Source organism: Sideroxyarcus emersonii, assembly GCF_021654335.1.
GTDB lineage: Bacteria > Pseudomonadota > Gammaproteobacteria > Burkholderiales > Gallionellaceae > Sideroxyarcus > Sideroxyarcus emersonii.
In genome coordinates this window covers 232683-246914 of the sequence record NZ_AP023423.1, presented here as the reverse complement: position 1 = coordinate 246914, position 14232 = coordinate 232683, and the positions used below count along the sequence as shown (strand labels likewise).

Genomic DNA, 14232 nt, shown 5'->3' with positions numbered 1-14232 from the left:
CGGACTCCCGGCCCGCTCGATTGCGCCGAACGACCGCGTGCCATTGTCTGGCGTTCGCCAGCCAGGGCGCAGATATGGACGATCATGTGGATGGAAGACCAATTTGGATTGGTCGGGGTGAGAGGATTCGAACCTCCGACTCCTGCGTCCCGAACGCAGTACTCTACCAGGCTGAGCTACACCCCGCTCATGCAGGCCAGCCGGCCTGCGGTGAAACTAAAATTGCCGCGTCGCGGCAAAGTTTGCCAATTCTAACAGACACTGCTTGTATTTAGAATCGGCAAACGCAGCGATGGACGCACAAGCAGCCTCGGCCTCGCGCAGCGCCTGCTGCCGGGTGAAGTCGAGCGCCCCGGTATCGCGGATGATCGCCAGCACTTCGGCGAACTTGCTCACGTCGCCCTGTTCGATCGCGGCACGCACCACGGCCGCCTGTGCGCTGGTGCCGTGCCGCATCGCATGGATCAATGGCAGCGTCGGCTTGCCTTCGGCCAGGTCGTCGCCAAGATGTTTGCCGGTCTGCGCCTCGTCGGCCGAATAATCCAGCACATCGTCGATCAGCTGGAACGCGGTGCCGAGATGCATGCCGTAACGCGAAGCCGCCTCTTCCTCGGCGGCGGATGCGCGGCCGAGGATGGCGCCCAGCCGCATCGCCGCCTCGAACAGCTTGGCGGTCTTGCAATGGATGACGCGCATGTAGTTGGCCACATCCACGTCCGCATCGTGGCAGTTGAGCAGCTGCAACACCTCGCCCTCGGCGATGACATTGGTGGCATCGGCCAGCGTCTGCATCACGCGCATCTCGCCCACCTCGACCATCATCTGGAACGAACGCGAGTACAGGAAATCCCCCACCAGCACGCTGGCCGCGTTGCCGAACAGCGCATTGGCCGTTTCGCGCCCGCGCCGCAGCTCGGACTCGTCCACCACATCGTCGTGCAGCAGGGTCGCGGTGTGGATGAACTCCACCACCGCCGCCAGTTCGTGCTGATGCCTGCCGCTATAGCCGAAAGCCTGCGCGGAAAGCAGCACCAGCGCCGGGCGCAGGCGCTTGCCGCCGCTGTTGATGATGTATTCGCCGACCTGGTTGACCAATGCCACTTCGGAATGTAGCCGGGTGCGGATCACCGCATCCACCGCCGCCATATCCGAAGCAAGTAATTGCTTGAGGTTTTCCAAAGATGCTTCCTATTCTGAATACGGAGTGTAAACCGGCGCTGTTACGCGCTCTTTTCGCAGAGCGCGCATTGTCGCATAAAGCCGTCCTATCCGATAACCCGCTCCCGCCGGCGCAGGTACAGGCCCATCCCCACGCCGGCCGCACTGAGGGCGACCACATAATGCACCGGGATCTGCGGATCGAGCGGCAACAGCCGGCTCACCAGCACCGGCGTCAGGCCGCCGAACACGGCATATGCCACGTTATAGCCGAAGGAAAGGCCGGAGAAACGGACCGCGGGCGGGAATAGCCGGACTGCGGTGCTGGGAACCACGCCGATCACCCCGACAAAGAAACCGCACAGGCCGTACAGCAGATAGATCTGTTCCGGCGACACGCTCAATTGCCGGTACAACAGCCAGGAGGATGCCCCCAGCGCCACGCATCCCGCGGCCAGCACGCGGCCCGCACCGAAACGGTCGGCCAGCGCGCCGAACGTGATGCAGCCGATGCTCAGGAACAGGGTTGCCACGCTGTTGGCCTGCAGCGCCGTCACGGCGGAAATGGCAAACAGTTTCTGTATCAGGGTCGGCGTCATCAGGATCATCACCACGATGGCGGCGGACAGCAGCCAGGTCAGCAACATGGTCAGCACGACCGAGGGGAGATGTTCCCGCACCACGGTTTTCAAGGGCAATTCCTCGGCCAGCTGCTGCCGCGCCTGCATCTCCCTGAACACCGGCGTTTCGTGCAGGTACTGGCGCAACCATACCGCCACCAGCCCGAATGCGCCGCCGAGGATGAACGGTACGCGCCAGCCGTCCGCCAGCAACTCGACCGGCGAATAAGCGCGATTCACCGCGGTCGCCACCAGCGAACCGAGCAGGATGCCGCCGGTCAGCCCCGCCGTGAGCGTGCCGCAGGCGAAACCGACATGGCGCTGCGGCACGTGCTCGGAGACGAACACCCAGGCGCCGGGCACTTCGCCGCCGATGGCCGCGCCCTGGAACACGCGCAAGGCCAGCAACAACAGCGGCGCCCAGATGCCGATCGCCGCATACGTCGGCAACAGGCCGATGGCCAGCGTCGGCACCGCCATCAGCAGGATGCTCAGCATGAACATGCGCTTGCGCCCGAACAGGTCGCCGAAATGCGCCATCACGATCCCGCCCAGGGGACGCGCCAGATAGCCGGCAGCGAAGATGCCGAAGGTCTGCGTCTGGCTCAGCCAGTCCGGCATATCGGCGGGGAAGAACAGCTTGGAGATCGCCCCGGCGAAGAACACGTAGATGATGAAGTCGTAGAATTCCAGCGTCCCGCCCAGCGCGGCCAACCCCAACGTGCGATAGTCCTTGCGGTTCAAACTAGGCATGCTTGTTCCCTCTCCAGCGCAAATATCCCGTTTTCAACTGCACCGCCAGCGCGTAGAGCGCCAGCCACGGGTCGAACAGATAGTCCCACAGGTTGGGCGATTCGTACCAGCCGGCGCTCCACGCCGCCACCGCCAGGGCGAGGCATGACGCGAGCAGCACGGAGTAGCGCAAGGCGGCCCAGACCGCCACGCCCAGCAGCGCCGCCATGAACCACAGGTTGCCGTAGCCCAGACGATAGGGGTCGAACATGCCCAGCCCCAGCGCGAAAGGATAGAACAGGACGGCGGCGATCAGCACCGCTCGCAACATCGCCAGGCGGTCCTGCTCCTCGACCGGCGCATGGCCGGAGAAAGAACGCACCGCAGCCAGCGCCAGCAACACCAGGGTGGCGATGCTCAGGTCGCCGGTGATGCCGCGCACGAAGCCGGCCAGCGAGAGGCCCCACAGCGGGATCGAAACGACGATGGCCGCCGCAGCCAGCACCCCGGCCCGCCTGGGCAGCGGCAAAGCCTGCACACGCGGCAGGCGCAGCAGCAACGCGAGGATGGCCAGCGTGATGCCGCCCAGGCCGGTCAGGTCAGTGTCCAGTTGCATCGTTGCCCTTCTTCAAATGACGATTCAGCCAGAGCTGATCGAACGTGACGTGCTTGATCAACACCCGGTTCCAGGTATAGGAGAGATGGAAATCGCCGTTATGCGCCTGGATCAGGTAGGGATAGGAGAATTCGAAGCTGCAGCCGCCGTCCGCACGCACCCTCGCCTTGGCCGAATCCAGGTATTCGTCCAGCGTGGCGGCAGGCGCCTGCGCCAGACTCGCTTCGGAGTTCAGCAGCAGCCCCTGCACGATGTGCATGCACTGCTTCTCGTCCAGCTTCTTGTCGCGGATCACGCGCATCTCTTCCAGCCGGTGCAGTTCCTTCCAGTTGCGGCCGCCGTCTGCCGACAGCATCAGCGACAGGCTGTCGCGTCCCTGCTCCTGGTGGTTCAGCACCGCCAGCAGCCGCCCGTCCGGCAATGCCGTGGCCGACAGCGCCGCATCGGGATTGGGGAAGGCGGATTTTTCCACCCCGCTCCAGTGCTGCCCGCCGTCTTCGGTGGTCAGGCTGCGGGCAAGATGGGGATTGTCCTTGCCGGCGTAACGCGTCAGCACCAGCGCGTCGTCCCGGCTCCTGGCCAGCACCACCGGCTGCAGCGTGCCTTGCCCGGCACTGGCCAGGCGCTGCTTGTCGACAACATTGCCTGCCGCATCGAGATGCAGCATCTCGGCGAATTTGCTGAACGACTCGTGGTACACCGGCACGCCCATCGATCCGTCGGCATACAGGAACGGCGTGCCCTTCACCAGCGTGCTGATGTTGATGAACGGAGAGGTGATCAGGCGGCGCGGCGCATCCCATGTCTCGCCGTCGTCGTGCGAGGTCATCATTGTGATGGAGCTGCCGGCCCAGCCGCCCAGCGACACCGTCACATAGAACAGGCGCAAGCTGCCGTCCGCCGCACGGGCCGCTACCGGGTTGCCCAGTTTCGAAACATAACGATGCAGGGCGCGCTGCGTGCTGGAACGGCTGGCCACCACCTGCTCGGCACCCCATTCGTCCTTGAGCGGATCGAACACCGCGCTGTTGACGGTCACATCGGATGCACCTTCCCGGCTGCCGGAGAACCAGAAGGCGCGAATCCGTCCGTCCTTGAGCTCGACAAGCGAGGACGCGTGGGTCTGCACATGCAGGCGGGAAGAAGCGAAATGACTCTCGTAGCGCCCCACGACCACATTCGGCTCATCCTCCCCGCGACGGGATCGCCGCCGGCCTTTTTTCCGCACCGGCGGCTTCTTCACCACCGCCACAGGCTGGGCGGCAGGAGTATCGATCACCGGCAGGCGGAAGCCGAACGACAGGGCCGGCTGCTGCCATGCCTTGTGCAAGCCGAAACCGAATGCCACCAACACGATGCCGAGCGAGAGCGCACGCTTAATATCCAGCATCAACGGCATCCTTCCTTGTTCTTATCGGGTACATTGGGATCCACGAGGGACGATTCGACCAGCAATTCTTTCACGAAAAGATGCCGGAACACATCCCCCCCGAGCATCGCATGCAACTCGTCCGGACTCTGTCGCCCGCGTATCTCCATCCTTTGCCCGATCACCTTGCAGCCGGCACAGGCTTCCGCCCCGAACGGCAACTGCACTGCGAACAGGCGGTAGCGCGCGGCCAATTCGGCCGGCTGCAGGTTCCAGTTCTCGTCGTAGCCATGCACGTGCGCGGCCGGCAGCATGAAGCGGTCGCCCTCGTCGTGTGCCCGGAAATTGCACGGCACCCACACATCCTTGTCCTGCACATAGTGGCGGGCCGCATCGTCATAGGTCCCCAGCGCACCGTCGAACGGCCGCAAGAAAGCGGCAAGCGCCAGGAAGGTGAGCAATACCACGACATTGACCAGGCGACGCGTGAATTGCGGGCCGGACAGCGCAAGAGCGGCCAGCGCCAGCGCCACTCCCAGCAACATCCAGAAGCTCCAGCCGTACATGCCGGCTGCCTCGCCCTGCAGGCTGGCGGCCAGCCTGGCCAGCAGCGCCAGCAGCACGCCTGCTGCCAGCAGCGTGAGTACGAACACCCAGCGCGGGATGCGCTGCCAGTTGAGCGCGCACAGCACGGCAACCCCGGGCATCGCTTCCAGCAGATAGCGCGCCGAGCGCTGGCTGGGCACGGCGAACACGAGGAACAAAACGGCCATCCAGATCCACAGCATCTGCTCTGCGTCGCCGAGCTGGTAGCGCCGGCGCCAGGCGACGCAGAACAGGGCCGCCACCGGGAAGGCCAGCAGTCCCGCGTTCATCGGATAGCCCAGCACCAGCGCCCAGATGCTGCTGCCGCCCCACAGCAGGCCGGTCCAGTATCCGCCGCCATGCGCCTCGAACTTGCCGGCGTTCTCGCCGACCACGAATTCGCGCCACACCGATTGCGGGTCCGGATCGAACACGAACCACAGGGAAAACAGCGCCAGCGCCACGATACCGGCGAGCACCGGCTTGTAGGCATCCTGCAGCAGGAACTCGCGCCATCGGTAGCGGCGCTGGTGCAGGTACCACCAGGCCAGTGCCAGCCCCACCGGCGCCAGCAAGGCAAACGATTTGTACAGCAGGCCAATGCCGATCTCCCCGCCGAGCAGCAGCGGTACCAGGAAGCCGGAAGCGAAGGCCTGCTGCCGCCAATACAACAGCGTGAAGAACGGCAGGAAGAACCAGAACACTTCGGGCGGGTTGACCAGGAACGGCCGGCCGTATCGATAGGTGCTGAAGAAGGCGAGGAAGGTGAGCGCCGCGACGAAACCGGTCTCCGACTGCCCCGACAGCCTGCGTGCCAACAGGAATACCAGCAGCGCGGTGAGCAGCGTGTAGATCACGCTGGGATAGCGCAGATGCCACAGGTCCCAGTCCTGGCCCCAGTGCGTCGAGGCGATGCCCTGCCAGAACAGCAGCGGCGGCTTGGTGTTGCGCATGCCGTCGAGTTCCGACTGCAGCGGCAGCAGGTGGCCGCTCGCCGCGGTCAGGCGCGTGATGTGTTCGTACGGATATTCGTCGCCGTTCTTGGGGATGTGCTGGCTATCGAGGCCGTAGCAATAAGTGAAGACAGCGAGCGCGAGCGCCAGGACATTCCACAGCAGATGTAGCCTCCCCAGCCGCCCGTTCATGGTCAATCGCGATGCGGTGGCTCGACATGCCGGATCAGCTTCAGCCGTCCGAACGTCCAGATGTCATTGAGCACGAAATTCAGCACGCTGGTCAGCCCGATGGCGATGAGGTTGGCGATCTGGTAGAAGAAATGCGGTGCCAGCAGGTTGGTGAACACGATCTGCAAGGCGATGCTCAGCCAGCACGCCAGCGTGTATTGCCAGAACTGGGCGAGCCAGGATTTGTGGTGATGTTCCTTGCGGTCCGCCCAGGTCCACAGGCGGTTCCAGAAGAAGTTGTTCACGGTGGCCAGGAAGATCGCCAGCGCCAGCGACAGGTTGAGCTTGAGCTGGGTCGGCTGCACGCCGCTGAACAGATGTTCCTGCCCCAGATACAGGATGCCGAGATTCACCACCGTGCCCGATGCACCCACCGTGCCGAACTTGAGGAAGCGCCGGGAAAAGACGCGACGGAACAGCGAAGCCAGCGAAAGATGAAGATTCAGCAGGGTGCTCATGCCCGCCCTGCCTCTTGCAGCAGCTTGCGCGCCTGCTGCAGCACCTGTGCGACGCCGATCTGCTTCAGGCACTGGTTGTCCCCGTCGCAAGGCGAATTACGATGGTTGTAGGCGGTGAGGCAGGGCGAGCACGACAATCCGGAATACAGGCAATGGATGTTGGGGGCCAGCGGGCTGTATAGCGCCGGCGTCTCCGGACCGAAGAACACCAGTGTCTGCAACGGCGTCAGCGCGGCGAACTGGCCTGGCCCGCCATCGTTGGTCACCAGCAGCGACGCACGGTGGAAGATGGCCAGCAGATGGCGCACCGACCTGGTGTAGCCGGTCAGGTCGATGCAACTGGGGTCGTTGCAATGCGCCACCACCTCCTGCGCCAGCGGCTTGTCTTCCTTGAGGCCGATCACCGCCACCGCATAACCTTCATCCAGCAGTTCGATGCACAGCTGCTTGTAGTTCACCGCCGGCCACGCGCGTATCGGCAGGATGCCGCCGCCGGGATAGACCAGCACCAATCTCCTGTCCTGCAGCACCGGGAAATCCCTGAGCAGGACCGACTCGACCTGCTCCAGCTCGCCTGCGGCGAACTGCAGCAGCGGCGGCGCCGACAATTCGGCCGCCATTGCCTTGGCGGCGGGATGCGTCTCCGATTCGATGGCGGCGACCATGGTCAGGAACTGCTGCGACAGGTGGCGATAGGGGTTGTACAGCACCGGACGGTTGATGAACGAGCCGCGGTACAGTCCCTCCTGGGTGTGCGGCTGGAAACCGACATGCAACTTCGCGCCGGACAGGTAGGAGAAGATGCTGCTGACGCGCGAGAACAGTTCGCAATCGATCACCACGTCGAAGCCGATGCGGCGCATGGCCAGCAGCGCCCTGATGCTGTCGGCCGCAAAACCGCCCAGCGACTTGTCGCGGATGGTGATCACGTTTTCCGGCGGCATCACGCCGAGCAGGTCGAGCACCTCGCGGTTCTTGGCGAACATCAGGATGTGCAGGGAGGCATCGGGATAGCGGCGACGCAGGTCGGCGAACATCGGCTGCGCCAGCACCAGGCTGCCCATCTCCGACAGCAGCACGATCAGGATGCGCCTGGGCTGGACCGTTGCCGGCCGGCCGGAGAACAGGCGGCGAACACGCTCGAACAGCGAAAACATCCCGCAGATCGGCATCCCGGCCCAATGGTCGACTGCGCGTTGGAATTTAATGTTCAAAGGAGCGTATCCGGTAGTGGGGTTGCGACTCTGGCAAGGCGGCGCATTATCGGTGAAAGCCGCACTTTGAACAAGCCAGCCGCCGCGCCGCGATGCGGCAGTTGTGGAACAGGTGCCTGTTCGTGTAGATTCCGCGAACTCACTCATCGGGCGACCCGCCAACATGCAACAACCAGCAACACTGGGCAAATACACCCTCACCAGGAAACTCGGCCAAGGCGCCACCAGTTCGGTCTATCTCGGGTTCGACCCTTTCGCCAAACGCGAAGTGGCGATCAAGGTGCTGAAACAGGAGATCCTGAATGATCCCAAGATGGGCAAGCTGTACCAGCGGCAGCTGGACAACGAAGCTTCGCTGGCAGGCAAGCTGTCGCACCCGCACATCGTGGCGATCTACGATGCGATGATCGGCGACGATGCCAGCCACATCGTGATGGAATACGTCAGCGGCGGTACGCTGGAAAAACACTCGGCCCCGGACAACCTGCTGCCCATCGACCGGGTGGTGGAATACATGTTCAAATGCTGCCGCGCGCTCAACTATGCGCAGTTCAACGGCGTCATCCACCGCGACATCAAGCCCGCCAACATGCTGCTCACCGAGGACGGCGACATCAAGATCTCCGACATGGGTGCGGCCCTGCTGCTGGACATCGAACAGACGCAGATCAGCAACATCGGCTCCCCCGGCTACATGTCGCCGGAGCAGCTGCGCGGCGAGGTGCTGACCCACCAGACCGACATCTATTCCCTCGGCGTGGTGATGTATCGCCTGCTCAGCGGGCATGCGCCGTTCCACGCGCAGAACCTGGCCAGCCTGTGCCAGCAGGTGCTGCATGCCACGCCGCCGCCGTTGCGCCAGCTGCGGCCGGACATCCCGCCGCAGCTGGAACGCGTGGTGATGCGGGCCATGCACAAGGACCGGCAGGAACGCTACCAGAACTGGAAAGATTTCGGCAGCGATCTCGCCGCGCTGGGCCGGTTCGAGCAAAAGCCGCTCGATATCAACCAGACCGAGAAATTCACCACGCTGCGCGAGATGTCGCTGTTCCGGGATTTCACCGATATCGAGCTGTGGGAGATCCTGCGCATCGGCGAATGGCAGCAACAGCCGGCGCAAACCGTGCTGATGCGCGAAGACGAGCTGGGCGACACCTTCTATATCATCATCGAGGGCAGCGTCAGCGTGACCAAGAACGGACGCCTGCTCAACCTGATCCGCAGCGACGACTGTTTCGGCGAAATGGCCTACATCAGCGGCCGCGTGGTGCCGCGTTCCGCCACCGTCACCGCCGGCACCGAGGTCACCGTGCTGAAGATATCCCCGGCACAGCTGGCCAAGCTCTCCGACCACTGCCAGTTGCATTTCAACCAGGCCTTCTTGCGCGTGATGGCAGACCGTCTCAGAATGGCGGACGACCGATTCGCCAAGCTGGCCAATTAGAACAAACAGAGGAGAACAACATGTCGAACAAATTCGTGATCCAGACCCCCGACGCCCCCGCCGCCATCGGCACCTATTCGCAAGCCGTGCGCGTCGACAACACCGTCTACCTGTCCGGCCAGATCGGCCTCGACCCCAACACCATGAACATGGTCGACGGCATCGAAGCCCAGATCCATCGCGTATTTCAGAACCTGCGTGCGGTCGCCGATGCCGCTGGCGGCAGCCTGGACGACATGGTGAAGCTCAACATCTACCTCACCGACCTCGCGCATTTCGCCAAGGTGAACGAGATCATGGCCACCTATTTCCACCAGCCCTATCCGGCGCGCGCCGCCGTGGGCGTGGCTTCGCTGCCACGCGCCGCGCTGGTCGAGGCGGACGGCGTGCTGTGCCTGCAGGAATAAGCCTTGCCAGCGAGAAGCAATAGCATGAGCCACGAATCCCATCTCGGCAGATTCCGCCTGATCAGGAAACTGGGGGACGGCGGCACCAGCGTGGTCTATCTCGGACACGATCCGCTCTACGACCGCGAAGTGGTGGTCAAGGTGTTCAAGCAGTCGTTCCTCAACGACCCCAAGAACGGCAAGCAGAACCGCCGCCAGCTGGAGATCGAGGCCGCGCTGGTCGGCAAGCTGGCGCACCCGAACATCGTCACGACTTACGAAGCGGTGATCAGCGACAGCAAGAGCTACATCGTGATGGAGTACGTGCCCGGCGGCACCCTGGAAAAGCACATCCACCCGGACAATCTGCTGCCGCTGGACCGCGTGGTCGAATACATGTTCAAGTGCTGCCGCGCTCTCAACTATGCGCAGTTCAACGGCGTGATCCATCGCGATATCAAGCCGGGCAACCTGCTGCTGAGCAATCCCGACGAGATCAAGATTGCCGATCTGGGCGCCGCCGTCCGCGTCGACCTCGAAGAGACCCAGAACAGCGTCGGCTCGCCCAACTACATGTCGCCGGAGCAGGTGCGCGGCGACGAGATCACCCATTCGACCGACATCTATTCGCTGGGCGTCGTCATGTACCGCCTGCTCACCGGCCGCTCGCCATATTCCCCCAAGAACCTGGCAAATCTTTACCAGCAGATACTGCATGTGAAACCGCCGCCTCCGACCAGGCTGCGCGCCGACCTGCCTCCACAACTGGAACGCATCGTGATGATCGCACTGCAGAAGGATCCGGCGGATCGCTTTGCCACCTGGCGCGACTTCGGCAACGAGCTGGCCGCGCTCGGCCACTTCGAGAAGAGCGACCTGGAGATCAACGAGAACGAGAAATTCACCGCCTTGCGCAAACTGAAGATGTTCCAGGATTTCTCCGACATCGAGCTGTGGGAGCTGTTGCGCGTGGGCGAATGGCAGAAGCAGCCGGCCAAGACCATGCTGCTGCGCGAGGGCGAGCTGGGCGATGCGTTCTACGTACTGACCGAGGGCGGCGTCACCGTCTCGCGCAACAACCGGCTGCTCAACACGCTTAGCAGCGGCTCCATCTTCGGCGAGATGTCCTATACCAGCCGCAAGCAGATGCCGCGTTCCGCCAGCATCACCGCCACCACTGAGGTCACCGTGATGAAGATCACGCCCAGCCAGCTCGATCAGCTCTCCGATCGCTGCCAATTGCATTTCAACCAGGTATTCCTGGCGACACTTGCCGACCGCCTGCGCATGTCCGACGAGCGAGTCGCCAAGATGGCGTGCTGACGCACTGCGGAACACCGGATAAGTGCCGCTGAAGATCCCCCCCGCCACGCAGAGCAAGTTCGCCAGACTGGGCATCCATGCGCCGTTCGACCTGGTGCTGCACCTGCCGCTGCGCTACGAGGACGAAACGAAAATCACCCGCATCGCCGACCTCGTGCCGGGCGAGACCGCGCAGGTGGAAGGCGAGATCATCCACAGCGAAGTGATGTACCGCCCGCGCCGCAGCCTGGTGTGCCAGCTGCAGGACGACAGCGGCATCCTGTACCTGCGCTTCCTGAACTTCTACCCCAGCCAGCAGAAACAGCTCGCCGTCGGCAAAAAGATCCGCGCGCTGGGCGAGCCGCGCGCAGGATTCTTCGGCGACGAGATGGTGCATCCGAAATGCCGCGTCGCCGGCGAATCGGTGCCATTGAAACAGGCGCTCACGCCGGTCTACCCCACCACCGCCGGACTGCCGCAAGCGACGCTGACCAAGTACATCCATGCCGCACTGAACGAACTGGCGCTCGACGACACGCTGCCGGAACCGATCAGGCAACGCCTGCACCTGCCGGAATTCGCCGCCAGCGTGAAGCTGCTGCACCAGCCGCCGCCCGGCATCGACGAGGATGCGCTGCTGGAACGGGCGCATCCCGCCTGGATGCGCATCAAGTTCGACGAGCTGCTGGCGCAGCAACTGTCGATGCGCGTGCATTACCGCGAGCGCAGCCGGCGCGTCGCCCCCAAACTCGCTGCGCACAGCAAGCTCACGACCGCACTGCTGGAAAACCTGCCGTTCGCCCTCACCGGCGCGCAGAAAAAAGTGTGGCACGAGATCAGCGCCGACCTGGCGCGTCCCCATCCGATGCAGCGTTTGCTGCAGGGCGACGTCGGCAGCGGCAAGACCGTGGTCGCCGCACTCGCCGCGTTGCAGGCGATCGAGAACGGCTACCAGGTCGCGTTCATGGCACCGACCGAGATCCTCGCCGAACAGCATTACCTGAAGCTGCGCGACTGGCTGGTCCCGCTCGGTATCGAACCGGTATGGCTCTCCGGCAGCCTGAAGAAGAAGGACAAGACCGCCGCCGCCGAGCGCATCGCGCAGGGCGACACCCTGCTTGCCATCGGCACGCATGCGCTGTTCCAGAGCTCGGTCGATTTCAACAAACTGGGGCTGGTCATCGTGGACGAGCAGCACAAGTTCGGCGTGCAGCAGCGCCTCGCCTTGCGCGGCAAGGGCAGCGAGCCGCACCAGCTGATGATGAGCGCCACCCCCATCCCGCGCACGCTGGCGATGAGCTACTACGCCGACCTCGACGTGTCGGTGATCGACGAACTGCCGCCGGGCCGCACGCCCATCGTCACCAAGCTGGTCAGCGATGCGCGGCGCGAGGAAGTGTTCGAGCGCGTGCGCGCCGCCTGCCTCGAAGGCCGCCAGGCCTACTGGGTATGCCCGCTGATCGACGAATCCGAGGCGCTGCAATTGCAGACCGCGCTGGAGACCTACGCCACGCTCACGCAGATCTTCCCCGACCTGCGCATCGGCCTCGCCCACGGCAAGCTCAGCAGCACCGAGAAGGCCGAGACCATGGCCGCGTTCAAGGCGGGCGAGCTGCAGTTGCTGGTCGCCACCACCGTCATCGAGGTCGGCGTGGACGTGCCCAACGCCAGCCTGATGGTGATCGACCACGCCGAACGCATGGGACTGGCGCAGCTGCACCAACTGCGCGGCCGCGTCGGCCGCGGTGCGGCCGAGAGCCTGTGCGTGCTGCTGTTCCAGCAACCGCTGTCCGAACTCGCGCGTGCCCGACTGAAGATCATCTACGAGAACACCGACGGCTTCGAGATCGCGCAGCAGGACCTGCGCCTGCGCGGCCCCGGCGAACTGCTCGGCGCACGCCAGAGCGGCGTGCCGATGCTGCGCTTCGCCGACCTGGGCGAGGACGACAAGCTGCTGGACCGTGCGCGCGACATCGCCGACGAGATGCTGCGCGACTTTCCCGAGGCGGCACAGGCACATCTGCAACGATGGATGGCGAACGAGCCGGATTACCTGCGCACCTAAGATGCCGTCATTCCGGCGCAGGCCGGAATCCAGTTGATAAAACCATTTCTTTGCACAGCAAAGACAAAACCAACTGCATGTTGAAAAAAGCTCTGGATTCCGGCCTGCGCCGGATACCCAGCGACTTGCTCGCTTGCGAGCTTAGTCGAATGGCTAGATGTTCCATCAATGACGTAGCGGGTTAAAATCCACCCCATGAACTTCACCGAACGCCTGCACCTCTACATCCAGCTCACCCGCCTGCACCGCCCCATCGGCATCCTGCTGCTGCTGTGGCCGACGCTGTGGGGCGTGTGGATCGCCGGCAACGGGCATCCATCGTGGCTCATCGTCTTCATCTTCACGCTCGGCACCGTGCTGATGCGCTCCTCCGGCTGTGCGGTGAACGACTACGCCGACCGCCACATCGACAGGCATGTCGAGCGCACCCGGGACCGCCCGCTCACCAGCGGCAAGGTCAGCGAACGCGAGACATTGTGGCTGGCTGTCGTGCTTGCGCTGGTTTCGTTTGCGCTGATCCTGCCGCTGAATCCGCTCACCTGGCTGATGTCTTTCCCGGCCGTCTTCCTCGCCGCCAGCTACCCGTTCACCAAGCGCTTCTTCGCCATCCCGCAAGCCTATCTCGGCATCGCCTTCGGTTTCGGCATCCCGATGGCGTTCGCCGCGCAGCTGGGCACGGTGCCTGCCGTCGCCTGGATACTGCTGCTCGCCAATATCTTCTGGTCCATCGCCTACGACACCGAGTACGCCATGGTGGACCGCGACGACGACATCCATCTCGGCATCCATTCCTCGGCATTGTTCTTCGGCAAGTACGATGTGCTTGCGGTGATGGCTTGTTATGGCATCACCCTGCTGCTGCTGGCAGCAGCGGGAATGATGGCCGGACTGGGCTGGATCTATTTTGCCGGCCTGCTGGTTGCGGCCGGCATCGCGCTGCATCACTACACGCTCATCAAGGACAGAAATCGCGAGAAATGCTTCGCCGCATTCCTGCATAACAACTGGTTTGGGGCGGCGGTGTTTTCCGGGATCGCCGCCACCTATCTGGCAAGGTGAAACTGCCCCGCTCTCATTTCACCGTGCGACATCGACGCGC

At 63.7% G+C, this 14232-nt stretch carries 13 protein-coding genes and 1 tRNA gene; 5 read left to right on the top strand and 9 right to left on the bottom strand.

Features of this window, described 5'->3' with window-relative positions; genetic code table 11:
• Positions 1-109: 109 nt before the first annotated feature.
• From L6418_RS01125 to L6418_RS01090, 8 genes are all read right to left on the bottom strand, one after another.
• A tRNA-Pro gene (locus tag L6418_RS01125) sits at positions 110-186 on the bottom strand.
• A gap of 30 nt (positions 187-216) precedes the next feature.
• On the bottom strand, positions 217-1179 hold the full coding sequence (ispB, locus tag L6418_RS01120) for an octaprenyl diphosphate synthase (RefSeq protein ID WP_237247650.1): 963 nt from the start codon (positions 1177-1179) through the stop codon (positions 217-219).
• Positions 1180-1265: 86 nt separating this feature from the next.
• Positions 1266-2531, bottom strand: coding sequence for an MFS transporter (locus L6418_RS01115; protein ID WP_237247649.1), 1266 nt, complete (start codon positions 2529-2531; stop codon positions 1266-1268).
• Positions 2524-3126, bottom strand: a complete 603-nt coding sequence (locus L6418_RS01110) for a hypothetical protein (RefSeq protein ID WP_237247648.1) — start codon at positions 3124-3126, stop codon at positions 2524-2526. The genes L6418_RS01115 and L6418_RS01110 overlap by 8 nt, the downstream gene beginning before the upstream one ends.
• The gene (locus L6418_RS01105) at positions 3110-4516 is read right to left on the bottom strand and encodes an exo-alpha-sialidase (protein WP_237247647.1); all 1407 of its coding nucleotides are present in this window, start codon (positions 4514-4516) and stop codon (positions 3110-3112) included. The genes L6418_RS01110 and L6418_RS01105 overlap by 17 nt, the downstream gene beginning before the upstream one ends.
• Complete coding sequence (locus tag L6418_RS01100) at positions 4516-6225, bottom strand: glycosyltransferase family 39 protein (protein ID WP_237247646.1); 1710 nt, start codon at positions 6223-6225, stop codon at positions 4516-4518. Before L6418_RS01100 ends, L6418_RS01105 begins: the two co-directional genes overlap by 1 nt.
• A gap of 2 nt (positions 6226-6227) precedes the next feature.
• Entirely contained in the window at positions 6228-6722 is a 495-nt protein-coding gene (locus tag L6418_RS01095) for a GtrA family protein (RefSeq protein WP_237247645.1), read from the bottom strand.
• Complete coding sequence (locus L6418_RS01090) at positions 6719-7936, bottom strand: glycosyltransferase family 9 protein (protein ID WP_237247644.1); 1218 nt, start codon at positions 7934-7936, stop codon at positions 6719-6721. The genes L6418_RS01095 and L6418_RS01090 overlap by 4 nt, the downstream gene beginning before the upstream one ends.
• Before the next feature lie 163 nt (positions 7937-8099).
• Between L6418_RS01090 and L6418_RS01085 the strand changes: the two genes are divergently transcribed.
• Genes L6418_RS01085 through recG form a run of 4 tightly spaced genes read left to right on the top strand, consistent with a single transcriptional unit; the run spans position 8100 to position 13133 of the window.
• Complete coding sequence (locus tag L6418_RS01085) at positions 8100-9380, top strand: protein kinase domain-containing protein (protein ID WP_237247643.1); 1281 nt, start codon at positions 8100-8102, stop codon at positions 9378-9380.
• Between the two features lie 20 nt (positions 9381-9400).
• Positions 9401-9787: a RidA family protein gene (locus L6418_RS01080; protein ID WP_237247642.1), complete on the top strand. Its 387-nt coding sequence runs from the start codon at positions 9401-9403 to the stop codon at positions 9785-9787.
• Positions 9788-9811: 24 nt separating this feature from the next.
• Positions 9812-11089 carry a serine/threonine-protein kinase gene (locus L6418_RS01075; protein WP_237247641.1) on the top strand — a complete coding sequence of 426 codons (1278 nt, stop codon included), beginning with the start codon at positions 9812-9814 and terminating at the stop codon, positions 11087-11089.
• A gap of 22 nt (positions 11090-11111) precedes the next feature.
• A complete protein-coding gene (gene recG, locus L6418_RS01070) occupies positions 11112-13133 on the top strand; it encodes an ATP-dependent DNA helicase RecG (RefSeq protein WP_237247640.1) in 2022 nt (673 codons plus the stop codon).
• Here the strand turns inward: recG and L6418_RS01065 are convergent.
• Positions 13130-13330, bottom strand: coding sequence for a hypothetical protein (locus tag L6418_RS01065; protein ID WP_237247639.1), 201 nt, complete (start codon positions 13328-13330; stop codon positions 13130-13132). The two genes, recG and L6418_RS01065, sit on opposite strands and share 4 nt — an antisense overlap.
• Between L6418_RS01065 and ubiA the strand changes: the two genes are divergently transcribed.
• Entirely contained in the window at positions 13329-14192 is an 864-nt protein-coding gene (ubiA, locus tag L6418_RS01060; protein WP_237247638.1) for a 4-hydroxybenzoate octaprenyltransferase, read from the top strand. The two genes, L6418_RS01065 and ubiA, sit on opposite strands and share 2 nt — an antisense overlap.
• Positions 14193-14232 lie beyond the last annotated feature (40 nt).

Excerpts from the sequence above, each read along its gene's own strand:
- L6418_RS01115 (WP_237247649.1), bottom strand. The coding sequence starts at position 2,531 with ATGCCTAGTTTGAACCGCAAGGACTATCGCACGTTGGGGTTGGCCGCG.
- L6418_RS01110 (WP_237247648.1), bottom strand. The coding sequence starts at position 3,126 with ATGCAACTGGACACTGACCTGACCGGCCTGGGCGGCATCACGCTGGCC.
- L6418_RS01105 (WP_237247647.1), bottom strand. The coding sequence starts at position 4,516 with ATGCTGGATATTAAGCGTGCGCTCTCGCTCGGCATCGTGTTGGTGGCA.
- L6418_RS01100 (WP_237247646.1), bottom strand. The coding sequence starts at position 6,225 with ATGAACGGGCGGCTGGGGAGGCTACATCTGCTGTGGAATGTCCTGGCG.
- L6418_RS01095 (WP_237247645.1), bottom strand. The coding sequence starts at position 6,722 with ATGAGCACCCTGCTGAATCTTCATCTTTCGCTGGCTTCGCTGTTCCGT.
- L6418_RS01085 (WP_237247643.1), top strand. The coding sequence starts at position 8,100 with ATGCAACAACCAGCAACACTGGGCAAATACACCCTCACCAGGAAACTC.
- L6418_RS01080 (WP_237247642.1), top strand. The coding sequence starts at position 9,401 with ATGTCGAACAAATTCGTGATCCAGACCCCCGACGCCCCCGCCGCCATC.
- L6418_RS01075 (WP_237247641.1), top strand. The coding sequence starts at position 9,812 with ATGAGCCACGAATCCCATCTCGGCAGATTCCGCCTGATCAGGAAACTG.
- ubiA (WP_237247638.1), top strand. The coding sequence starts at position 13,329 with ATGAACTTCACCGAACGCCTGCACCTCTACATCCAGCTCACCCGCCTG.
- L6418_RS01065 (WP_237247639.1), bottom strand. The coding sequence starts at position 13,330 with ATGGGGTGGATTTTAACCCGCTACGTCATTGATGGAACATCTAGCCAT.